This is a genomic window from Aquirufa beregesia, from assembly GCF_011090385.1.
In the GTDB taxonomy this organism is placed as follows: domain Bacteria; phylum Bacteroidota; class Bacteroidia; order Cytophagales; family Spirosomataceae; genus Aquirufa; species Aquirufa beregesia.
In genome coordinates, this window is record NZ_SEWW01000001.1 from 371034 (window position 1) to 393773 (window position 22740).

17 protein-coding genes and 1 tRNA gene are annotated in these 22740 nt (G+C 36.4%); 13 read left to right on the forward strand and 5 right to left on the reverse strand.

Going from position 1 to position 22740, the window contains the following annotated elements; genetic code table 11:
- Positions 1-89 precede the first annotated feature (89 nt).
- Genes EWU23_RS01615 through EWU23_RS01640 form a run of 6 tightly spaced genes read left to right on the forward strand, consistent with a single transcriptional unit; the run spans position 90 to position 8902 of the window.
- On the forward strand, positions 90-2711 hold the full coding sequence (locus tag EWU23_RS01615) for an SLBB domain-containing protein (protein WP_166228144.1): 2622 nt from the start codon (positions 90-92) through the stop codon (positions 2709-2711).
- Positions 2712-2715: 4 nt separating this feature from the next.
- A complete protein-coding gene (locus EWU23_RS01620; protein WP_166228146.1) occupies positions 2716-3774 on the forward strand; it encodes a hypothetical protein in 1059 nt (352 codons plus the stop codon).
- 5 nt (positions 3775-3779) lie between these two features.
- Entirely contained in the window at positions 3780-4583 is an 804-nt protein-coding gene (locus EWU23_RS01625) for an ABC transporter permease (protein ID WP_166228148.1), read from the forward strand.
- Positions 4584-4588: 5 nt separating this feature from the next.
- The gene (locus EWU23_RS01630; protein ID WP_166228150.1) at positions 4589-5809 is read left to right on the forward strand and encodes an ABC transporter ATP-binding protein; all 1221 of its coding nucleotides are present in this window, start codon (positions 4589-4591) and stop codon (positions 5807-5809) included.
- Between the two features lie 2 nt (positions 5810-5811).
- A complete protein-coding gene (locus EWU23_RS01635; protein ID WP_166228152.1) occupies positions 5812-6882 on the forward strand; it encodes a DegT/DnrJ/EryC1/StrS family aminotransferase in 1071 nt (356 codons plus the stop codon).
- A 40-nt stretch (positions 6883-6922) separates the two neighbouring features.
- On the forward strand, positions 6923-8902 hold the full coding sequence (locus EWU23_RS01640; protein ID WP_205753048.1) for a glycosyltransferase family 39 protein: 1980 nt from the start codon (positions 6923-6925) through the stop codon (positions 8900-8902).
- On the opposite strand, the gene EWU23_RS01645 is transcribed toward EWU23_RS01640, so the two are convergent.
- Positions 8899-10170 (reverse strand): asparagine synthetase B, encoded by a 1272-nt coding sequence (locus tag EWU23_RS01645; protein WP_166228156.1) that lies wholly within the window; start codon positions 10168-10170, stop codon positions 8899-8901. The genes EWU23_RS01640 and EWU23_RS01645 overlap by 4 nt on opposite strands.
- Positions 10171-10235: 65 nt before the next feature.
- On the opposite strand from EWU23_RS01645, the gene EWU23_RS01650 reads away from it, so the two are divergent.
- Together EWU23_RS01650 and EWU23_RS01655 are read left to right on the forward strand one after the other, a co-directional pair.
- Complete coding sequence (locus EWU23_RS01650; RefSeq protein WP_166228158.1) at positions 10236-11474, forward strand: ABC transporter permease; 1239 nt, start codon at positions 10236-10238, stop codon at positions 11472-11474.
- A gap of 71 nt (positions 11475-11545) precedes the next feature.
- A tRNA-Leu gene (locus tag EWU23_RS01655) sits at positions 11546-11629 on the forward strand.
- A gap of 34 nt (positions 11630-11663) precedes the next feature.
- Here EWU23_RS01655 and EWU23_RS01660 read toward each other — a convergent pair.
- A complete protein-coding gene (locus EWU23_RS01660; RefSeq protein WP_166228160.1) occupies positions 11664-13139 on the reverse strand; it encodes a xylulokinase in 1476 nt (491 codons plus the stop codon).
- Positions 13140-13153: 14 nt separating this feature from the next.
- On the opposite strand from EWU23_RS01660, the gene EWU23_RS01665 reads away from it, so the two are divergent.
- Positions 13154-13903 carry an ATP-binding cassette domain-containing protein gene (locus EWU23_RS01665; RefSeq protein ID WP_166228162.1) on the forward strand — a complete coding sequence of 250 codons (750 nt, stop codon included), beginning with the start codon at positions 13154-13156 and terminating at the stop codon, positions 13901-13903.
- On the opposite strand, the gene EWU23_RS01670 is transcribed toward EWU23_RS01665, so the two are convergent.
- Together EWU23_RS01670 and EWU23_RS01675 are read right to left on the reverse strand one after the other, a co-directional pair.
- Entirely contained in the window at positions 13889-14662 is a 774-nt protein-coding gene (locus EWU23_RS01670; protein ID WP_166228164.1) for a TatD family hydrolase, read from the reverse strand. The genes EWU23_RS01665 and EWU23_RS01670 overlap by 15 nt on opposite strands.
- Entirely contained in the window at positions 14659-15288 is a 630-nt protein-coding gene (locus tag EWU23_RS01675; RefSeq protein ID WP_166228166.1) for a polysaccharide deacetylase family protein, read from the reverse strand. The genes EWU23_RS01670 and EWU23_RS01675 overlap by 4 nt, the downstream gene beginning before the upstream one ends.
- Positions 15289-15308: 20 nt before the next feature.
- On the opposite strand from EWU23_RS01675, the gene ruvC reads away from it, so the two are divergent.
- Positions 15309-15881 carry a crossover junction endodeoxyribonuclease RuvC gene (gene ruvC, locus EWU23_RS01680; protein ID WP_166228168.1) on the forward strand — a complete coding sequence of 191 codons (573 nt, stop codon included), beginning with the start codon at positions 15309-15311 and terminating at the stop codon, positions 15879-15881.
- Here the strand turns inward: ruvC and EWU23_RS01685 are convergent.
- A complete protein-coding gene (locus EWU23_RS01685; RefSeq protein WP_166228169.1) occupies positions 15874-17823 on the reverse strand; it encodes a thioredoxin domain-containing protein in 1950 nt (649 codons plus the stop codon). The two genes, ruvC and EWU23_RS01685, sit on opposite strands and share 8 nt — an antisense overlap.
- Positions 17824-17863: 40 nt before the next feature.
- Here EWU23_RS01685 and EWU23_RS01690 point away from each other — a divergent pair, with 40 nt between their 5' ends.
- From EWU23_RS01690 to EWU23_RS01700, 3 genes are read left to right on the forward strand one after another with little or no spacing between them, the layout of a single operon-like run.
- Entirely contained in the window at positions 17864-19423 is a 1560-nt protein-coding gene (locus EWU23_RS01690; protein ID WP_166228171.1) for an NAD(P)/FAD-dependent oxidoreductase, read from the forward strand.
- Between the two features lie 54 nt (positions 19424-19477).
- Entirely contained in the window at positions 19478-20008 is a 531-nt protein-coding gene (locus tag EWU23_RS01695) for an NUDIX hydrolase (RefSeq protein ID WP_166228173.1), read from the forward strand.
- A 9-nt stretch (positions 20009-20017) separates the two neighbouring features.
- Positions 20018-22738: a DNA gyrase/topoisomerase IV subunit A gene (locus tag EWU23_RS01700; protein ID WP_166228175.1), complete on the forward strand. Its 2721-nt coding sequence runs from the start codon at positions 20018-20020 to the stop codon at positions 22736-22738.
- Positions 22739-22740: the final 2 nt, after the last annotated feature.

Genomic DNA, 22740 nt, shown 5'->3' on the forward strand with positions numbered 1-22740 from the left:
TCAATGCTCGAATCTGCAATTAGCTTTAAAGTTAGCATTAAATCATGTTTTTTCTTTAATTTGCAGTCAAATTAGAAATAAAAGACTTTATGAACAAAAAGTTTTCTTTTGTCTTAATGGCAATCTTGTTGTTAAGTACAAAAATGATGAGTCAAACGATTCCATTCGGAGTACAAGGCCAGCTTTTGGACCGAATGAATAACAATCCTTCTAATAGTCAAAACAGAAATCAGCCTCAAAATCAAGCTAATGTTGGTCGTAGAACAATTACGACTACTCCCAAGCAAAAGCAAAATTACGATAGTTTGATGGCGGAACGTAAACGCAATGCGGGTGAGATAGCCGATGAGGATACAGCTGTATTTAATTTAAGAAAAAGAATTTTTGGATATTCTATTTTTAATAATAAAACGGGCACATTTGAACCGAATTTAAAAATAGCGACTCCAAAATCATATGTTTTAGGGCCTGATGATGAATTAATCATTGATATCAATGGATATTCAGAAGAGCATTATAATCTAACAGTAAGTCCGGACGGTTATGTCAAAATCAATCGGATTGGAAATGTATATGTAGCAGGATTAACGATTGAGGAAGCGAAAAGTAGAATCATTTCGAAACTATCCCAAATATTTGTTGGGCTTCGTCGAGAAGGTAGTGGCCCAAGCAGCACCAATTTATATGCCTCCATTTCATTGGGCAGTATTCGTACTGTTAATGTTACGGTTCAAGGAGAGGTATTATTCCCAGGCACCTATTCTGTTCCCTCTTTAGCACGAGTAATGAATGTTTTATACTTAGCGGGTGGTCCTAATCAAAATGGTACATATCGTGAGATCCAATTGATTCGTAATAAAAAAGTAATTGCGACTATCGATTTGTATGATTTTTTAACAGCTGGAATACAGAAAAATGACGTCAACATTCATGATCAAGACATCATTAAAGTTGGGGTTTATAAGAATAGAATTGAGGTGAAAGGGAAAGTCAAGCGACCTGCCTTATTTGAAATCATGCCTCATGAAAATTTATCCAAAGTGGTTCAAGATTTTGCGGGTGGATTTACCGAAGATGCCTTCAAGGAATTGGTTAAAATTACTCGATACACTAACCGAGAAAGAAAATTGATAGACCTCAACTCTGCATTAATGGATTCATTCAGTCCGCAAACAGGAGATGTCATTCAAGTAGAATCAGTGAATCAAGACCGATTTGAAAATAAAATATCCATCATTGGCGAAGTTTTCAGACCTGGTCAATTTGCCTTAGAAGGAAGTTCCAGTTTATTGAAATTGATCGACAGAGCGGGTGGATTGAAGGAAAATGCTTTTCTAGATCGTATTTTAATTCAGCGTATTAACCCTGATTTGTCTAAAACTAATTTATCTGTCAATTTGAAAGATATTTTAAACAATAAATCCAAGGATATAGCCTTAAGAAGAGAGGATAATGTGTCTATTTTCTCCGTTTTAGATTTAAAAGAAGGATACACAGTGACTATTCACGGTGAGATTAATTTAAAGAGAGATAGGAGAAATGAAAGCAATCCTGAAACTTCAGTTGATGGAAGCATAAAAGCTGAGAATAACGCAGGAAAAGTAACAAGCTCTCAAGAAAGTGATCGTAAAAATTATGCGGATAAAACTAATGTGGATACGGATTTAGTCCATATTGAAAGTGAGATTTCGGAAGAACTTAAGTCAAATGAAGCGGCTAATCAATTGATTAATCGCCAATTAAAGTTAACCACACCCTTTGTGGAAAAAATGACAGTAGAAGATTTAATTTTACAAGCTGGAGGTCTAAGAGAATCTGCTGCCACAGGAGTGGTAGAAATTGTAAGAAGAAAGAAGAATTTGGCCGATAATACTCCTATCAATTCACAAATAGCAGAAATCATTCGATTCTCCATCAGTAAAAAATTACAATTAGACGAAACAGCATCTACTTTTGAATTGCAACCTTACGATGAAGTATTCATACGTTCTTCTCCTAATTATGAATTACAGCAATTTATCACCATCCAAGGACAAGTAGTATATCCAGGCGTATATGGCTTAGAAAAGAAAGATGAGCGTTTAAGCGAAATTATCTTGCGTGCTGGAGGTTTAAATAAACAAGCTTATCCGAAAGGAGCCAAATTGATTCGTAAAATTCAATTAACTGAATTTGAGAAAAATAGAAAGGCTGAACAGTTAAATGAAATACAGGATAACTTTACTGGTGTTTCCACTCAAAGAGATCCAGCCATTGTGACTAAAACAAAAGAAACAATTGGTATTGATTTGGTGAAAGCATTAAAAAATCCAGGAGGTGAAGATGACTTATATGTGCTGGAAGGAGATATTATTGATATACCTAAGGAGCCACAAACAGTCAAAGTATCAGGAGAAGTTCTTTACCCTAATAGTGTTAAGTATTTAGACGGAAAATCATTCTACGACTTCATTTCAGAGGCAGGTGGTTTCACATCTAGTTCAGCTCGAAAAAGAGCCTATGTCTTGTATTCCAATGGATCCGTAAAGAGGACTAAATCCTTCTTATTTTTACGTTTCCATCCTAAGATTGAACAAGGTGCAGAAATCATTGTTCCTAAAAAATCCAAAGCGACATCAGGACAACAAATTGTATCAGTGGTATCTATTTTCACAGGAACCCTTACTAGTTTAATTGGTATTATTACCTTGATTAAAGCTACTTCAAACTAATCACATGGCAGAGTTAAGATCTGATCAATTTTCTTTCAAGCGCTTACTATTTAAGTGCTTTTTATTAATTCCGTTTTTTAAACAGCATCGTAAAAAACTTTTAATAGGTGCGCTTATAGGTTTGGTTCTAGGAATTAGTGTAGAAATCATAAGAAGCCAAAATAAAATATATAAGGCGCAAATTGTCTTTGTCATGGATTCGGAGGGATCAGCAGGTGGGGGATTAGCTGACATCGCTAGTAGCTTAGGTTTGGGTGGTTTTACTGCGAGTAATTCTTTATTCAGTGGTGAAAATTTTAAAGAACTTTTGAAAACTAAAGCTTTATTTAGAAAAGCTATGTTAACCAAAGTGAAATTTGGAGATAAAGAAGATTTATTTGCCAATTTCTTTTTACAAAAAGCGGATTTAAAAAAGCACGAATGGAGTGATTTACCAGATGATTTTTTTAATTACCGTTTTAAAATCACTGATCCTAGCAAGGCTAATGAGCAAGATAGAAATATCATGAATGCTATTTATGAATACTTAAAAGGGAATACTGTCATCAGTAACGAAAACCCTAAGTCTTCATTTTTAACCATGACGGTAGAAACACGTAATGATACGTTAAGCTATACTTGGTCTAAATTATATTTAAAAACAGTTACTGAATTCTACATTCAAACCAAGACAAAAAAATCCAAGGAACTTTTAGTTATCATGGATAAACGAGTAGATTCATTACGTTCAGCTTTGTACTATACCCAAGGAAAACTAGCAAATTACAACGATCAAAATCAACAGATCATTTATCAACGTGCTAGAATTACAGCCGAAAGACTGCAAATGAATTCTTCTCAGCTACAAAGTATGTATTTTGAAGCTGTTCGGAATTTTGATAATCTAAAATTCTCCCTTATTAAAGAATCTCCCTTATTTACTATTATTTCGGATTCGGAACTACCTACCAAAATTGAAGTCTATTTCTGGGGTCCAATTACCTTAGTAGCCATGGTCATAGGAATGTTTATCACCTCCTTGTTGATATATATGCGAAGTGTTTATAAAGAATTAATGGCCTAGTTTACATGAATCTTATACAACAAAAATTCAAAGAGATAAGTAGCGATTGGGAGTTATTGGTCATTTTAGCCAAAAGAGACATTTCCGTTAGATACAAGCAAACCATTTTAGGATTAAGCTGGGCTATAGTTAAGCCTGTAGCGACCATGTTGGTGTTTTTATTTGCTTATAAACAAGTAGCTAAAATTCAAGATATTTCAGGCTACCCCATCCAATTGGTCATTTTCTCTGGAATTCTATTTTGGAATTACTTTGCTAATTCACTTCAAGCTATCAGTAATTCTATTTTAGTCAATAGTAATCTTATTTCCAAAGTATATTTTCCCAGATTAATCATTTGTTTTTCTTCAATAGCAGTTTCTTTAGTTGATTTTTTGGTTGGATTAGCCGTTTACATCATTTTAGCACTAAGCCTACATCAAAGTATCTCTCTCTATATTTTCTTATTGCCGGTAGCATTATTTATTACCAGTTTATTTGCCTTAGGTTTTGGTTTAATTTTTGCTTCCTTTTCGGTCAAATACCGTGATGTACAGCAAATTATCCCATTGATTGTTCAATATGGTTTTTTCGCCACACCCATTGTATATACAACGAAACAATTATCTGAGAAGTCGTGGTTCCTATACTATAATATCCTAAATCCATTGGCAGGCTTAGTTGAAATGTTTAGAGCATGTTTAATTAACCAATATGATTTGCTTACTGCACAGAATGTAAGCATCAGTATCATTGCTAGTGTCCTCGTATTTATCCTGGGCATTTTCATTTTTGACAAAAGAGAAGATTCCTTCGTGGATTATTTATAAGATTTATGCACATCATTGAAGTCAATTCCGTTTCTAAGAAATATGAGCTGTCAGCCAACAAAGGAGCTGTCAGCCTAAAAAATGGTATAAAAAACTTATTGACGAAAGAAGAAAAAGAAATTTTCTGGGCCGTAAATGATGTTTCTTTTGCTTTGAATCGAGGAGATAAGTTAGGAATCGTAGGTAGCAATGGTGCAGGGAAGTCGACCTTATTAAAGATATTAAGTAAAATTACTAAGCCAACAAGCGGTGAAATACATGTGCGAGGTAAGGTAGCCAGCTTATTAGAAGTAGGTACAGGTTTTCATCCTGAATTAACGGGTAGAGAAAATATCTTTTTAAATGGTGCCATTTTGGGTATGTCCAAGCATGAAATCAAATCTCAATTTGATGAGATTGTTGATTTTGCTGGAGAACAAATTTCCCGTTTTTTAGATACGCCTGTTAAACGATATTCTTCAGGTATGTATGTTCGCTTAGGTTTTGCTATTTCCGCTCACCTAAACCCAGAAATACTGATTGTAGATGAAGTTTTAGCCGTGGGAGATGCTGATTTTCAAAAGAAATCATTAGGTAAAATGCGGGAGGTTGCTGCCAACGATAAAACGATATTATTCGTTAGTCATAATTTAACTGCAGTTGCCAATTTGTGCAATAAAACATTGCACTTAGAAAAAGGTAGGGTCAAGCAATTTGGAGAAACGGGTGAGGTGCTTTCTAATTACATGGCAGCCCTTCAAACCAACCGATTAGAACAAAATTTTGAATCTTTTGATTCTGCTCCTGGATCGCAACAAATACGCTTGAAAAGAGCGACATTAATTCCTGAGTTATTAGAGGGGCAAACCTATTTAGATATTAGAAACAAAATCAATATTAGTATTGAATTTTGGAATACTGAAGATAAGCAACAATTAAACGTGAGTTTACATCTGTTTGCTAGTACGGGTGAGTGCATTTTTAATGTAGGAACTCTTCCAGGTAATTTTGGAGTAGGCCTAGTCCAAGCCAGTTTAGAAATTCCAGGACATTTTTTAAATGATGGGACCTACCATATTTCTTTCATGGTTGTTAAGGATAAGTCCATTGTCTTATATAACTTCGAAGAAGTATTTAACTTTGAAATTGCTGATTTCAGAGAAGATACCACTTGGTATGGCAAATGGCCGGGTTATGTAAGACCGGTATTTCCTTTTCCTATTCGTCAACTATCTGATTCTATCTAATTATGATACATGTTACCAAATCGTTCTTGCCTGATTTAAAAGAATATGTCAGCTATTTAGAACGTGTTTGGGAAAGTAATCATTTAACGAATGACGGTCCATTATTAAGGGAATTAGAGCAGAAACTTCGTGATTATTTACAAGTAGAACATGTTATTTTTGTCACGAATGGTACCATAGCCTTACAATTAGCCTTAAAAGCTCTTCAAATTAAAGGAGAGGTGATAACCACACCGTTTTCTTATTGTGCTACGTCTAATGCCATTCTTTGGGAAGGTTCTACGCCCATTTTTGCCGATATAGATGCTCATAGCTTGACAGTAGAATCAGCTCAAATCAGGTCCAAAATTACGTCTACTACGCAAGCCATATTAACCACACATGTGTATGGTAATGCGGGAGATTTGGAAGCCCAAGAAGCTCTAGCTGCAGAAAACCATATTCCTCTCATTTATGATGGTGCCCATGCTTTTGGCGTCACCTATAAAGGAAAATCCATATTTAATTATGGTACAGTAAGTACATGCAGTTTTCATGCAACGAAGGTATTCCACAGTGTAGAAGGAGGGGCAGTTATGACCAATGATGCCAAATTAGCAGCCAAAATCATCGAGTTGCGAAGTTTTGGACATAAGAACGATGAATATTTCTCCGCAGGAATTAATGGAAAGAATTCGGAATTCCATGCGGCCATGGGTTTGGTGAATCTAGGACATTTCGAGCAAATCAGGAATTACAGAAAGTGGGCTTGTGCATTGTATGATAACCTTTTGCAGATTCCAGGGGAGGCTATAAAATTCAATGTTCATATCGATCGGAACTACAGTTATTATCCTGTACTTTTCCCCAATGAAGCCAGTTTATTGAAGGCGGTTGCTGCATTACAGGCAGTTCAAATAAACCCAAGGAGATATTTTTATCCTTCCTTGAATACCGTGAGTTTTGTGGATAAACAATCGTGCCCTATTTCAGAAAATATAGCGCTTAGGGTGTTATGCTTGCCGTTAAGTGCCGAAATAAAAGAAGACGAAATCAGATTGATTTCAGATTTAGTGAATCAATCCTTTAATTAATCATACCATGTATTGGATCGCATTCATTTCATTTATTTTGATGAACTACAAGGTAGCATCTAAGATTTCAAATAAAAACTTAGAAGAAATATTAATCATTGGTTTTACCATTTATACTAGTAGTATCATTCTTACAGGCTATGGATTATCTGCTCTAGATCTATGGAATAGCCGTATTTTATGGGCAATTGTACCATTCTTTATTACATCTTTAACGTATTATTTTTTCCAAAGACCTGTATTCGCCTTTGAGATGGAGCATATCTCTGCCTTTAAAGTAATAGGTTCTGCCATTCAAACGACACACCAAACTTATTTAAAATTAACGGGCATTGAGCGGTTTATTTTTGCTTGTTTATTTTGGTCCTTTTTGCTCGTTTGCGCACTTCAAATAACGATCGTTTTTAATAGTCCTCCCAATGAATGGGATAGTATGACTGGGCATTTAAATCGAATCATATATTTTCTTCAACGAGGATCAATGTCGCATTTTATTGGGACAAATTGGAATATTGATACTTATCCGAGAAGTTTTTGTTCCCTACAAGTCTATCCTTTTTTAATGAGTGGGTACAATGAATATCTTTTTAAACTTCCCAATGTAGGTTCCTATTGGATATTATCTTTTGGAATTTACGGAATACTGAAAAATTTAGGCGTTAAATTTAAGACCAGACTGTTTTTAAGTATCCTCTTTTTGTTTCTGCCCAATGTGCTAATGCAATCCATCACCACGGAAACAGATATTGTGCTTGCGGCCTACCTGTGCTCCATTGTTTACTATTTGGTGGCTTATAGAAAACAGGAAAAGACTATTTACTTGTATTTAGCAGGTTTAACTTTTGGTTTAGCTCTAAGCCATAAAATTACGTTTGTATTCTCTTTTATTCCTTTGTTCATTTTATATAGTTATTGCTTTTTACCAGCTATAAAGAAAAAGGCGGTATTTGTTATCAAACATTTAATCATAGCCCATATTTTAGGATTGGTATTGTATGTAGCTGCCACGGGATATATCGCTAATTTCATTCATTATGGTCATCCGATTGGGCCACCTACTGCCACGCAACATCAATCGGTAGAAAGAGCCGGAAGTCTAGGCAATTTATTTGTTCAAGGAAGCAGAAATGTCGTTCGGTATGGTTTTGATTTGCTCAATTTGGATGGATTAAGAAACATCATGGTGGTAGAGAAAGTAAACCATGCCATGAAAGCTCCTTTTAGGGCTATTGATCAAGGATTGCATTTGGGTTTAGAAAAAGTCACTGAATTCACAATCATTCCCTTTACATTTGATAAGCGTTTTGAATTTTATAATGGTAGCCCCATCTATGGGAGTATTTTTATATTCATCATTCTACCAAGTTTGTTAATGTTCATCAGAAGACCAAATTGGATGCAAGGATTGTTTCTTATGGCATTTGCGGTTCATTTTGCCACTTTGGCATTTACAGCGGCCTATGACCCTTGGAAAGGGAGATATATGATAAGTTCTGCCATATACTTGTTCCCGTTGTTGTCCTATCTATCCAGCTCTATTTTTGAAAGGAAACAACAGTGGTTAACGAATATGATTTTTGGATTAGTCGTGGTAATTATCAGTCTTTCAGCCATATTTACCTTAGGACTAAACATTCGAGCATTACCATTTAATGCCTATGGTAAAAAGTCGATTTTAGAACTTGACCGAGTAGCAGCTTTAACCATCAATCGTCCTGATATTACCCCAGCATATCAAAATTTCGAAAAATTAGTGCCTAAAAATGCCATTGTAGCTTTAGGCACGATTAATGACGACTTTGAGTATCCATTATGGGGAGCAAAATTTGGCAGGAAATTAATACCTCTAAATCCTTTTGAACAGGGGATTCAAGCCATTCCAACTAAGGCTGATTACCTATTTTTCAGTAAAGGTGTATTTCAACCGAAGCTAGGAGATATACGATTGGGAACAGATACGACCTTGGTAAAGGGGGTGCTGGTTCGGGGTGAAGATTATTATCTAAGAAAACTACACTAGGTCTTTTGTTTTTTCTTTTTAGCAGAAGGGAATAGAATATTATTCAATATTAATCGATATCCTGGAGAGTTTTTATGTAAACTTAAATCGGTATGTTCTTCGTTAACAAAATGCTGGTAATCCTCAGGGTCATGTCCTCCTAAAAAGGCAAAAAAACCTTTCCCAACCTGTCCGTATAGATATTTCACTTCCTTTAAACTTTCATTTTCAGCTAAAATGGTCACTTCCGACTTGACAGTTGAACTAGCAAAACCTGTGGTTTGTCCCATAAATCCATGAATTACTTGCTGGTGATTTTGAGTCAAGATACAGGGTATCATGTCAGATTTGGCAGAAAATTCATTCAATTCAAAAAAGTCATTTTCTTCAGCTATAAGTCTTTGTGTATAATTGGGTGCCGAATCAATGGTCGAGAATTCATTTACCCGGTAATTGAGAATTAGGGAGAAATCTTTAAAGGCCACTGTATTTTTAAAATTCAACTGGTCGGCACTGATATTGGAAGAAGTAGCATCTCCATCGTAAAATGCAGGAACAGCGTCCATTCCAATCGTGGATAAGGCTATATCAAAGGTATCTGTGGCGGTACACATAGCAAATAAATATCCACCACCTAACATAAAATCTTTGATCATGGAAGCCACTTTCCCTTTCATTTGGGATACTTTCGAAAAACCATTTTTCTTGGCCATTTGTTGATCTTCTTGCAACTGCAATTGATACCACACTTGGTCTTTTTGAGTAAACATTTTTCCCATTTGCCCTGTAAAATCCTCATGATGTAAATGAACCCAATCGTATTTGGCCAAATTACCATCTAGAACATCTTGATCATAAATAGTCTCAAAGGGTATTTCGGCATAAGTGAGGGCTAATGACACAGCATCATCCCAGGGAGAAGCAGATTTAGGAGAATATAGTGCAATTTTAGGTACTTTCTGTAAAGTAGCCTGCTCCATATTGGAACTTTCCGAATTGACCTCTGCCAAAATTTGTGCAGCAGATTGGTCCGAAATAATTTGATAAGAAATACCCTTGCTTAAAAGATCCTTGGAAAAAATCGGATTATACTCCATCAGAAAAGAACCACCCTTATAGTTCAAAAGCCAAGAGACTTTCGCATCTTCACCTTGCAAAACCTTGTAGGTAAAACCATAGGCTTTTAAATGGTTAGTTTGGCTGTCATCCATAGGAATCAATAGCTTATTTGCTAGTAATGAGCTGAATGAAGAACAAAAAATGATTAATGGAAGAATAAGCCCTTTCATTGGTTTCTTAAGACGTAATTTATCTAATAAATTGCAAGGTAAAATTTAAACGGTAGGAGAACAACATGAATCTTAAGGAAAACGTATTTGAAGGACTAAGATCGATCAAAGGAAATTTGCTAAGAACGATATTAACGGCCTTAATCATTTCACTAGGAATTACTTCTTTAGTTGGAATTTTAACCGCCATTGACGGCATTCAAAGTTCAGTGGACAATTCTTTTTCAGGATTGGGAGCCAATTCATTTGACATTAGAAACCGTCCAGCCATGCAAATAAGAAGAGAAGGTCAGAGGGAAAAAAGATTTAAAAATATTGATTACCGGCAAGCCTCCAAATACAAAGCACTCTTTAGTCCAAAAGGGAAAGTGTCTTTAAAAACCAATGTCAATTTCAACGCTATAGCCAAACATGCCTCTAAAAAAACTAACCCCAATACTCGTTTAGTGGGTATAGATGATAATTTCATGGAATTAAAGGGTTATAAAGTTGGTATGGGAAGAAGTTTCTCTAATCAAGAGTTTCAACACGCTAATAATGTTTGTCTATTAGGAGTAGACGTCATTGATCAACTTTTTGAAAAAGAAAATCCCGTTAATTCTGAAATTATAGTCTCTGGTCAAAAATTGAAAGTTGTGGGAATCTTAGAGAAAAAAGGAAGTATGATGGGAGGGGGAGATGACCGCGTGATCATGGTGCCTTTAGAAACAGGTAGAAAAATGGCTGTAGGAAGAAGTTTAACCTTTGATATTACCACTTCTTCAACTAAAGTAAAAAATCTGGATGATTTTATGGAAGAAGCAAGAGGAGCTATGCGCAGAGTAAGAATGGATCCCATAGGTACAGAAGATTCCTTTTCCATCGATCGTTCAGACTCTATAGCTAAAAGCTTTGGAAACATCACTTCTTCCCTGAGAATCGGTGGTTTCGTCATTGGATTTATCACATTACTAGGGGCAGCTATTGCCTTAATGAATATTATGATGGTTTCGGTAACGGAACGAACTCGAGAAATAGGTATTCGTAAATCCTTAGGAGCTACACCTTTCAGAATACTACAACAATTTCTCATTGAAGCGATTGTTATTTGTTTACTAGGTGGAATCGGGGGGATCATTTTAGCGATTCCCATCGGAAATTTAATTGCTCAAGGAATAAGTTCAGGTAGTGCAAGTTTTATTATCCCTTGGGTTTGGATGATTACTGGTATCATTGTTTGTATTTTAGTTGGCTTATTTTCAGGAATTTATCCTGCATTTAAAGCTTCTAAATTAGACCCTGTAGATGCGCTACGCTACGAATAATAAAGAAATTATTAAATAGGTGCTTGATAAATCGAAGGATTTGAAGTACTTTTGTGTCGCAATTAAGAATTGCCCAGATGGCGGAATTGGTAGACGCGCTGGTCTCAAACACCCGTGGGTGCAAGCCCGTGCCGGTTCGACTCCGGCTCTGGGTACAAGCCTCCTGAATTTCAGGAGGCTTTTACTTTTTTAAGCAGGTAAGAAATTTTTCCAGTTGGCATATGCCTGTGCCGTTTCGTCAGCATATTTCAAATCTGGTTCAATTGTTCTTTTTATTTTCAATTTAGATACAGCCTCTTTCGGCGAATTATAATAACCGATTCCGATACCAGCACCCAAAGCTGCGCCCATGGCACCATCGGATTCCATCAAATCCACAGCTATTTGAGCCGCGTTGACAATACTTTGACTAAATACAGGACTTAAATACATATTAGCTAATCCTGCTTTTAATCGTTGAGGCGTAATACCCACCTTATCTAATAATTCGATACCATAGACTAATGAAAAGGCGATACCTTCTTGTACGGATCGACTAATCTCTGCGGATTGATGGCGATTCAAATCCAATTGTTGAAAACTGGCACCAATCACACGGTTTTGAAATATTCTTTCTGCTCCATTCCCAAAAGGCATCACAATTAAGCCTTTAGATCCAATTTCAGCCTGAGAAGCTACATCATTCATTTGTTGATATGAACTGCTAGGAAAAAAGTTTTGCTTCAACCAGCGGTTCATAATCCCCGTTCCATTTATACACATCAAAACCCCAATTCTTCGTAATGTATTTTGGTAGTTCACGTGGGCAAAGGAATTTACCCGATTCCCTTGATCAAATTTTAACTCATCGCTCACACCATATACCACACCGGAAGTTCCAGCAGTGGTGGCAATTTCACCAGGTTCTAAAACCCCTAGAGACAAGGCATTATTAGGCTGATCCCCAGCTTTATACGTCACTTTTACATATTCATTGAAACCAAGGCTTTTAGCTATTTCAGGTAAAATTTGACCGTGATCTGAAAAAACAGGTTGAATGGTTGGAAATAAATCAGCTGAAAAACCAAAATAAGTAAGCAATTCTGTTGAAATTCTATTTTGTTTAAAATCCCAAAAAATGCCTTCTGATAAAGAAGATGGGGTACAAGTTAAATTCCCCGTTAATTGAGCTCCGATGTAATCACCTGGTAAAACAACATGTTTGATTTTTTCAAATATCTCAGGTTGGTTTTCTTTCACCCAAGCCAATTTCGCTGCAGTAAAATTACCCGGAGAGTTAAGTAAATGAGATTGACAATATGCCTCCCCAAGAGCTTGGGCAGCCTTTTCTCCTAAAGCTCCAGCTCTAGAATCGCACCAAATAATGGAAGGTCTTAACACTTCCAGTTTTTCATCCAATACTACCAAGCCATGCATTTGGTAAGAAATTCCTATGGCATGAATATCCAAAGGATTGTATGTACCCGAAGCATTTCCTTTAAAAATAGCTTGTTGCGTACAATTCCACCAATGTGCAGGATCTTGTTCCGCAAAGCCAGGTTGAGGAGAATAAATTTCATTTTCTGTCTCTGGATAGGAGCAAGAAAAAAGAACTGTTTGCTTAGCAGCATCAACAATACTAACTTTAATCGAAGATGTGCCTACATCAATTCCACACAGTAGCATAAAAAGTCATTTAAATGTTAGAGATTCAAATTAATCACCACCAAGTTACAAGTCATTTTGCTTTAAACCATATACATTTCCAAGTAAAAGCAGGTGAAATATTTGCTCTCATAGGAAAAAGTGGCTCAGGGAAGAGTACCATAGCGAATATCGTAGTTGGTCAAACTGTTCAGCCAGAGGCTTCCATAAGAATTCAAGGAAGGGAATTGAACACTCAAATGGATCGTTTGATCAAAGTATTTAGAGAAGTGGGCTATGTCCCTCAAAATTTGCATTTAATGCCTCATCATACAGTAGAAGAATACCTTCGCCGATTAGGGCAAAAAATGACATCCAAGGATTTAGAAAGATTCATTCAGAAAAATTTATTACGGTTTCGGCTTAAATCAGTCAGAAACACTAAAATCCAGCATCTATCAGGTGGTGAAAGGCAAAAATTAGCCCTATTAGAGGCCATCAGTAAACCGATCGAATTGTTAGTTTTAGATGAACCCTTTAGTCAGTTGGATACAGAACAAAAATTAGAATTTTCCGAAATATTCAAACAGGTTGTTGAAGAAGAAAAGATACCATGCCTTCTTATCAGCCACGATTTAATGGATATATTAAGTTTAAGTCAACAGGTGGGAATTCTACATCAAGGTAAATTGATTTTCCTAGGTGATTGGGGACATTTTAAAAAATCCAAAAACAAACATGTCGTCAAATTACAACAAGCCATGTTTGTTTGGAAAGAAAAAATAGACGCACTAATCAAAGCTTGAATAAGCTTTTAAAGCTCTAGCATTTTGACTCGTAATTTCGATTAATTCCGATACGTTTATCTCCCGATAATCAGCCAATTTTTGAGCAATTAAACCAAGATAAGCAGGACTATTAGGTTTACCACGATAGGGAACAGGACTTAAATAGGGAGCGTCTGTTTCTAATACCAAATGAGTTAAAGGAACATGTTGAATATCCTGATACAGATTGGCATTTTTATAGGTTATTACTCCGCCTATACCCAAAGTAAAGCCTAAATCCACTAGGGTATTAGCTTCTCTGGCATCCCCAGAGAAACAGTGAATAATCCCCGTTACATCTTTAAATTCTTTCTTTTTAAGAATTGCCAAAAGGTCTGCATAGGCTTTTCTACAGTGGACATCAATCCACAAATGATGTTCTAAAGCCCAATGACACTGGATTTCAAAAGCGGCGATTTGCTGAGATTTAAAACTTACATCCCAATAATAATCTAGGCCAATTTCTCCTATAGCCAGTACTTTTTTACTTTGTAATTCCTTTTCGAAAAAGGCTAATTGCTGCTCAAAATCTTCTTTTACATAAGTAGGATGCAGGCCCAACATAGGTTTGCAAAAATCCGAGTTTGACAGATATAAATTCCATAAAGCTTCCCAAGATGCTTGGTCACAATTAGGCAACCAAACCTCTTCTATACCAGCTTGTATCATTTCAGCATAAGCGACATCCCATTGCTGGATAAAATATTCATCGTATAAATGGGCGTGAGTATCAATCATAGGGCAGATAATTGAAAGCCATTGTCATAACAATAGGCTAAAAATTCGGGTAAAATAACTTTTAAATGTGGATAGGCTTTTTGGCTATCATGAAAAACAATGATAGAACCCGCTTGAATATTTTTTAGGCAATTTTCAGATATAGATAAAGGAGATAAACTCGCATTATAATCACCCGTTAACAAAGACCACATGTAAATAGGTCCCCATTCATGGGCCTTTTTGATTATTGCTCGATTGACTCGACCATAAGGAGGTCTAAATCCCACACTAGGAATAGCTAAGTCCAAAAACACATCATCACAGGCTATTTTATTGGCTACATAATCTTCATGAGTAACTTTCCAGGCATTGACATGATTCATGGTATGATTTCCCAAACTATGACCAGATACATGCACTCTTTGGGCTAGATCAGGAAATAGGCGCATATTCTTACCAATGCAAAAAAAAGTGGCTTTTGCCTGATATTTATCTAACTCTTCTAAGACAAAATTGGTAATTTCAGGACTAGGTCCATCGTCAAAAGTGAAATACACTTGATTTTCCTTCGCATCGGCTTTTTTATCCCAAATCAAACTGGGAAAAATGCTGGGTACTATTGAAGGTAAACGATGAATGAACATATTTTTCAGATCCAATATTCATGCAAATTACGAGTTCAGGTGCAGAAAAAATAATTTTAGGGATAGACCCAGGTACTCGCTTTTTGGGATATGGCTTATTAAAAATTGATAAAGCCAAAGTCACCGTCCTGCAATATGGTGTTTTAAACCTGACAAAATACACGACTCAAGGTGCCAAATTTCTGAAGATTCATGAAAGAGTATTAGGCATCATAGAAGAATTCTTACCAGATGAAATAGCCATTGAATCTCCATTTTTTGGTAAAAATATTCAATCCATGTTGAAATTAGGCCGTGTTCAAGGTATGGTCATGTCTTTGGCTTTTTCAAAAGGTATTCCCATTGTCGAATATGAGCCGAAAAAAATTAAGCAATCTGTAACAGGAAATGGCAATGCTTCTAAAGAACAAGTGGCCAAAATGGTGGAAGTGATAGCAGGCATCAAATTAGATACTAAATTATTTGATGCAACGGACGCTCTCGGCATAGCTATATGTCATCATTTCCACCAAAATAATATTTCTTCTTCAGTTAAAGGTACCAAAAAGGGCTGGGGGGCCTTTGTTTCTGAAAACCCAGAAAGAATTAAATAATCTCTTTCCATTGCGCTTGTAATTCTTTCCAAGTACTGACAGGAGCTAAGCAATGATTTCCTACGCAAACTAAAAAATGTTTATCTTGAGGCAGATTATCCACAGGAATCAACGTACAATTCAAGGCGCGCAAAGAATCCAATAGTCCCTGATCCATGACAAAGGAATGATTGAATTTGATCATCGCTTGGGGATTTTCAAACCACTGAGAATAAATCCGTAACCAATTAGAAAAATAAGCTGGATTAGACTGAGCCTTCGACATGACAGTTTCCAACATTTGTTGAGCCCGCATCGTGCAATTGATTTGCGATTCAATTAAACCCAACCAAAGTAAAGCTTCGCAAAGCATAGAATTAGAAGAAGGACAAACCGAATCTGTGAATTCAACCTTATCTGCAATTAATTCATTATCCATATTTTGTGCATAATGATATAAAGCAAAATTCTCCTCTTTGGATTCAAATAAATCGGTTGCTTTTTTAACAATTTGATTAGCTATTTCTACATGTTTTTTGTCAAAAGAAATTAAATACAAGTGGATATAAGCTAAAGCAGTAGCCGCATAATCATCCAGAAATCCAACGATGGGACTACCCGAATAAGTGGCTTGGTGTAAACAAGTTCCATCCGGTTTTAATAAATGTTTTTCTATAGCATCCGCTAAAGTCAATGCATCTTGTTTTATCTCCGCAGAAAAAAGTGCCTGAGATGTAGAAACCAATCCAGATAGCACATAGGCATTCCATGCCAAAATTTGCTTGGTATCCGTTTCAGGTCTAATTCGAGTATTTCTTTCAGCTAACAGTAAGCCCAATTCATCCTTAAAAGTATTGTTAAGTACGGCCTCTTTTTTGAATAAGATGTTTCTAGCATCTTCCCAATTACCATTAGGCAAAATGCTATAGGTACGATAAAAATCAGGGTTTTCTAAAGAGGATATAAGCTCATTAACTTCCTCGAAAGACCAAGTATAAAATAATCCTTCAATACCTTCACTATCAGCATCTAAGGATGCATAATATAGGCCATTTTTAGCCAACAATTCTGACTTTAAAAAATGAATTGTTTGTACCAGTACTTCAGCATATAAAGGATTTTTTGACCTTTGGGAGGCCGCTGCATAAGCTTCTAGTAATTGGCCATTATCATATAACATTTTTTCAAAATGAGGGGCAAACCACTCTGAATCAACAGAATAACGAGAGAAACCTCCTGCTAATTGATCAAATATACCTCCTTGAGCCATGCGGCTTAATTGCACATCAGAAGCCTGATAGGCATGGGTATGCTGAGCTAGTTTTTGGGGTGTTGATTCTAAATACTTTAATAAAGAAGGTAATGGAAACTTTGGCGCTTTATTCATTCCTCCGAATACGGGATCCATATTGCCAACAATGATTTGTAGACTAGCAGGAATGAAACTAGGACTTGAATCTAAATCCATCATGTGAAATAATGAAGCATGGTCAGAAATGGCATTAGCAAATCCCTCCGCTGAAGCCTCTAATTCTGCACGATGTTCCACAAAGGCATTTTGAACAGAAGATAAAATATTCATCCATTTCGCCTTAGGAAAATAGGTTCCCCCATAAAAAGGTTTTTGAGAAGGCATTAAAAACACATTCAATGGCCAACCACCTGATAATCCCATTTGTTGGATAGCATCCATGTAAATCATATCCACATCTGGTCTTTCTTCACGATCTACCTTGATATTAATAAAATGTTGATTCATCAAATCTGCTACTTCCTGATTCTCAAAACATTCTTTCTCCATGACATGGCACCAGTGGCAAGCAGCATAACCAATGCTGACTAGAATTAACTTATCCTCGTCTTTAGCTTGTTGCAAAGCTTCCTGACCCCATGGTTGCCAATGAACAGGATTATGCTGATGTTGTAACAAATAGGGGCTAACTTGATGTTGAAGCTTGTTCATTAAAAGAGAGGATTTTTGTAAATTCGTACAAATTTACACGATGTTAGAACTAAAAGATTTTGTAGTCAGTCCAGAAATCGCTCATTCTCCTGAATTGCTTCGAGCCTTTCTTATTTCTGAATTAGGCACAAATCTATTAAATAGCTGCCAATATCGAATCGAGAAAAAATCGATTGATGCGAGAAGCAGACAAATAAAAGTAAATCTAAGAATTGGCTTTTATGAAAAAACACATGATTTCTCTGTACAATATCAGACTAAATTAAATCCTCTCAAAACGAATGCGACACAAGTTATCATTGTTGGAAGTGGTCCAGCTGGCTTATTTGCAGCTATCCGACTTATTCAATTGGGGATTAAACCCATCGTTTTAGAAAGAGGAAAAGATGTTCGTGAAAGAAGAAGAGATTTAGCTGCCATCAATCGATTTAATATCGTCGATTCTGACAGTAATTATTGTTTTGGTGAAGGGGGAGCAGGAACCTATTCCGATGGAAAATTATATACCAGAAGTACCAAAAGGGGTGATATTAAGTCCGTCTTGGAAACTTTTGTCGCCCATGGTGCTGATAGTAATATACTATATGAAGCCCATCCCCATATAGGTACCAATAAATTACCTGCCATTATTGCATCCATGAGAGACGCCATTATTGAGGCAGGGGGGGAGGTGCATTTCCATCAAAGAGTCACTGATTTTATTATTCAAAACAAGCAGATCAAAGGAGTTATTACTGCTCAAAATCAAGAGTATAAAGCTGATAAACTACTTTTAGCTACTGGGCATTCGGCACGTGACATTTTTGAACTATTAAGACAAAAAAACATATTGATTGAGTCCAAAGGTTTTGCTATTGGTGTTCGGATAGAGCATCGACAAGCTTTAATAGATACATGTCAATATAAAACCCAACAAAGACCTGAGTATTTACCACCAGCAAGTTTTAGTTTAGTGAGTCAAACAAAATTCAAAGGCTTACAGCGGGGAGTATTCTCTTTTTGCATGTGTCCTGGAGGTTTTATTGTTCCATCAGCTACTAGCCAAAATCAGGTTGTAGTGAATGGTATGTCTCCATCTCGACGAGATTCCCACTATGCCAATTCGGGCATTGTGGTGAGTTTATTGGAAAATGATTGGGCTGCATTTAAATCTGAAGGAGCTCTAGCAGGTATGTATTTGCAGGAATCATTAGAGCAAAAGGCTCATGAATTGTCTGGTGCTACCCAGAAAGCCATTTCACAATTAACACTAGATTTTATTCAAAAAAAGACGAGTAAGTCCTTTCATGAAACATCCTATGTCCCTGGATTAATACCAGGTGAAATGCGGGAATTTTTACCTGATTTTATTGCTGAACCTTTGGCCTTAGGTTTAAGTGACTTTAATAGAAAGATCCCTACTTTTTCGAGTAATATTGGGCAAATCATAGGATTAGAAAGTAGAACATCTTCTCCGGTTAAAATTCCCAGAGATCAGGAAAGCTTGGAGCACCCACAAATCAAAGGATTATACCCTTGCGGGGAAGGAGCAGGATATGCTGGAGGAATTATGTCGGCGGCATTAGATGGTATTCGTTGTGCTGAAGCCATGTCAAAATAATACATCCAGATGAAAGAAATGTTTGAGCCAATTTTTAACCTACACCAAACTTTCATGAAAATGGATTCGGTGAAAGAAAATGCTCGACATGCTGCGGTGGTAGCCATCATACATAAAAATGTCGAACAAGATACCATTTTATTGATCAAACGAAATGAATATGAGGGGGCGCATTCAGGTCAAATGGCTTTTCCAGGTGGAAAACAAGAAATATCAGACATCGATTTGAAGATAACGGCTATAAGGGAAGTAAAAGAAGAAATTGGAATAGATCTACCGTATGATGCCCTAAAGGCACTAGAACCCGTCTGGGTTATGGTCTCCAATTATTGGGTTCAGCCATATTTTGCCGTCTTAGAAGAAAAGCAAAATTACGTTTTAGATAAACGAGAAATTAATCGTATTTTTGAAATACCTGTGTCACATTTCCAAGATAACTCGCAATTAAAAGCGCATCAATTAAAGATTCAAAATGAGACCTACTGGGCCCCACAATTTGAATTTGAAGGAGAAGTTATTTGGGGAGCCACAGCCTTGTTTTTATATCAATTATTCCACCTTAAAATAGGGGAATTAAAATTATAGTTTGATTATATGGATGAATCATTGGATGGCAGCTTGCAAAATCAAATTGCCGTGGCAGGAATGTACGAGAATTGGTTTTTAGAATATGCCTCTTACGTTATTCTTGAGCGCGCTGTTCCAGCCGTAGCAGATGGACTAAAACCTGTACAAAGAAGGATTCTTCACGCTTTGAGGGAAATGGATGATGGTCGCTTCAATAAAGTGGCCAATGTAGTGGGTCAAACCATGCAATATCACCCACACGGCGATGCCTCCATTACTGATGCTATGGTGAATCTAGGGCAAAAAGAATTGCTATTTGATTGCCAAGGTAACTGGGGTGATATGCGAACGGGAGACAGCGCCGCCGCTGCTCGTTATATTGAGGTAAGGTTATCTAAATTTGCCAATGATGTTGTTTTTAATAACCAAACCACGAAATGGCAATTATCCTATGATGGGCGTAAAAAAGAACCCATTACATTACCCATAAAATTTCCGTTATTATTAGCCCAAGGCGTAGAAGGTATAGCTGTAGGTTTGGCTACCAAAATCATGCCGCATAATTTCTGTGAAATTCTACAGGCTTCCATCGATTTATTGAATAATAAGAAAGTGGAATTATTGCCCGACTTTCTCACTGGAGGTTTATTGGATGCGTCTAATTACAATGATGGCTTACGTGGAGGAAAAATACGCATTCGAGCAAAGATCGAAGAATCGGACAAGAAAACCTTGGTAATCAAGGATATACCTTATTCAACTACTACAACTTCGTTGATTGATTCCATCATAAAGGCCAATGATACGGGAAAGATTAAGATCAAAAAAGTAATCGACAATACGGCGAAAGATGTCGAAATTCAAATACAATTAGCGCCAGGTATTTCGCCCGATGTAACCATAGATGCCTTATATGCCTTTACAGATTGTGAGATTTCTATATCCCCCAATGCTTGTGTGATTATTGAAGAAAAACCCCATTTCGTAGGTATTTCTGAAATTCTTAAAGTTAGCACCAACCAAACAGTCGATTTACTCAAACAAGAATTAGAAATTAGGAAAGCGGAACTTATGGAGCGCATCCTATTTAGTTCTTTGGAGAAAATATTCATTGAAAATCGTATTTACCGTGATATTGAAGAATGTGAAACCTTTGAATCGGTAATAGATATGGTAGATAAAGGTCTAGAGCCTTATAAAAAGGATTTTTACCGAGAAATTGTCGAAGAGGATATCTTACGTTTATTGGAAATTCGTATCAAACGAATCTCTAAATTCGATGCATTCAAGGCAGATGAAGCCATGAAACGTTTAGAAGAAGAATTGACTGAAGTGGAACACCATTTGGCTAATTTGATTACCTATGCCATCAACTACTTCAAAAATTTACTAAATAAATATGGAAAGGGAAGAGAACGTAAAACAGAAATCCAAAACTTTAATACCATAACAGCCACGGTAGTAGCGGCAGCGAATCAAAAACTATATGTGAATCGCACTGATGGTTTTATTGGCTATGGATTGAAAAAAGATGAGTACGTGATGGATTGTTCTGATATCGATGATATCATCGTATTTCGTCAAAATGGTACCTGTGTCGTGACCAAAGTACAAGAGAAGGTATTTGTTGGAAAAGATATATTGTATTGTTCGGTATTCAAGAAAAATGATGACCGAAAGGTGTATAATTTGGTTTATTTTGATGGCAAAAATGGCATTTCCTATGTCAAACGATTTAAAGTCACTTCTGTAACGCGTGACCGAGAATATAAATTAGTGAGTGACAATGCTAAGTCCAAAATCACCTATTTCTCGGCCAATGAAAATGGTGAAGCTGAAATTATTCAAATCAATTTAACGGCCAACTGCACGGCTAAAATTAAGCAATTTGATTACGATTTTGCCAAACTGGCCATTAAAGGAAGGGAGTCTTTAGGTAATGTTTTGACAAAGTATCCTGTAAGGAAAATTGTTCAAAAATCGGCCGGTGTTTCCACACTAGGTGGGGTAGATATCTGGTATGATGCCACAGTAGGTAGATTGAACCGAGATGAACATGGTCAATTTATCGGAAACTTTGAGCCTAAGGACAGTATCTTAGTGCTGTACAAATCAGGCAATTATGAATTAACCAATTTCGAATTAACCAATCGATATACTGCTGATGAAATTTTGTATTTGAAAAAATATGAGGCGAATAGTGTCATTTCTGCTGCTTATTTAGATGGGGCTAGTAAAAATCATTTTATTAAACGGTTTAAATTAGAAACAACAACCATCGACAAGAAATTCTTGTTTATTTCAGATCATAAAGCTTCCAGATTGATTGCCGCTAGTGATAATTATGCACCCAATGTGCAGATTAAGCATAAAGCAGATGGAAAGACGAATCAAATTGAATTAGTTCCCATTGCTGAATTAGTGGATGTTCGAGGATGGAAAGCGATTGGAAATAAACTGAATTATCCCAAACTAACAGATTTGCAATTCATCGACACGGATGAAAAAGCACCCATTCAGCCTGAGGAGGAAAGTCCTGTAGTAGATGGAGATGATGAACCTGAATTCATCATTAAAAACTTAGAGGGAGATTTTGAAACAAGTGAGTCGGAATCGGATGAGATTAAAGAAGATGCAGAATCGGATAATATGTCAAAAGAAGAAGTAGATGATATTCCTTTTGAAATAAAGAATTTACCACCTGATCACAAAGACCTAGGAACTGGAGAACAACTAGGCCTATTTTAACT

Coding starts and splice junctions, on each gene's coding strand:
- EWU23_RS01690 (WP_166228171.1), top strand. CDS start 17,864: ATGTTAGAACTAAAAGATTTTGTAGTCAGTCCAGAAATCGCTCATTCT.
- ruvC (WP_166228168.1), top strand. CDS start 15,309: ATGCAAATTACGAGTTCAGGTGCAGAAAAAATAATTTTAGGGATAGAC.
- EWU23_RS01700 (WP_166228175.1), top strand. CDS start 20,018: ATGGATGAATCATTGGATGGCAGCTTGCAAAATCAAATTGCCGTGGCA.
- EWU23_RS01695 (WP_166228173.1), top strand. CDS start 19,478: ATGAAAATGGATTCGGTGAAAGAAAATGCTCGACATGCTGCGGTGGTA.
- EWU23_RS01640 (WP_205753048.1), top strand. CDS start 6,923: ATGAACTACAAGGTAGCATCTAAGATTTCAAATAAAAACTTAGAAGAA.
- EWU23_RS01625 (WP_166228148.1), top strand. CDS start 3,780: ATGAATCTTATACAACAAAAATTCAAAGAGATAAGTAGCGATTGGGAG.
- EWU23_RS01615 (WP_166228144.1), top strand. CDS start 90: ATGAACAAAAAGTTTTCTTTTGTCTTAATGGCAATCTTGTTGTTAAGT.
- EWU23_RS01650 (WP_166228158.1), top strand. CDS start 10,236: ATGAATCTTAAGGAAAACGTATTTGAAGGACTAAGATCGATCAAAGGA.
- EWU23_RS01675 (WP_166228166.1), bottom strand. CDS start 15,288: ATGTTCATTCATCGTTTACCTTCAATAGTACCCAGCATTTTTCCCAGT.
- EWU23_RS01685 (WP_166228169.1), bottom strand. CDS start 17,823: ATGAACAAGCTTCAACATCAAGTTAGCCCCTATTTGTTACAACATCAG.
- EWU23_RS01630 (WP_166228150.1), top strand. CDS start 4,589: ATGCACATCATTGAAGTCAATTCCGTTTCTAAGAAATATGAGCTGTCA.
- EWU23_RS01620 (WP_166228146.1), top strand. CDS start 2,716: ATGGCAGAGTTAAGATCTGATCAATTTTCTTTCAAGCGCTTACTATTT.
- EWU23_RS01665 (WP_166228162.1), top strand. CDS start 13,154: ATGTTAGAGATTCAAATTAATCACCACCAAGTTACAAGTCATTTTGCT.
- EWU23_RS01660 (WP_166228160.1), bottom strand. CDS start 13,139: ATGCTACTGTGTGGAATTGATGTAGGCACATCTTCGATTAAAGTTAGT.
- EWU23_RS01645 (WP_166228156.1), bottom strand. CDS start 10,170: ATGAAAGGGCTTATTCTTCCATTAATCATTTTTTGTTCTTCATTCAGC.
- EWU23_RS01670 (WP_166228164.1), bottom strand. CDS start 14,662: ATGATTGATACTCACGCCCATTTATACGATGAATATTTTATCCAGCAA.
- EWU23_RS01635 (WP_166228152.1), top strand. CDS start 5,812: ATGATACATGTTACCAAATCGTTCTTGCCTGATTTAAAAGAATATGTC.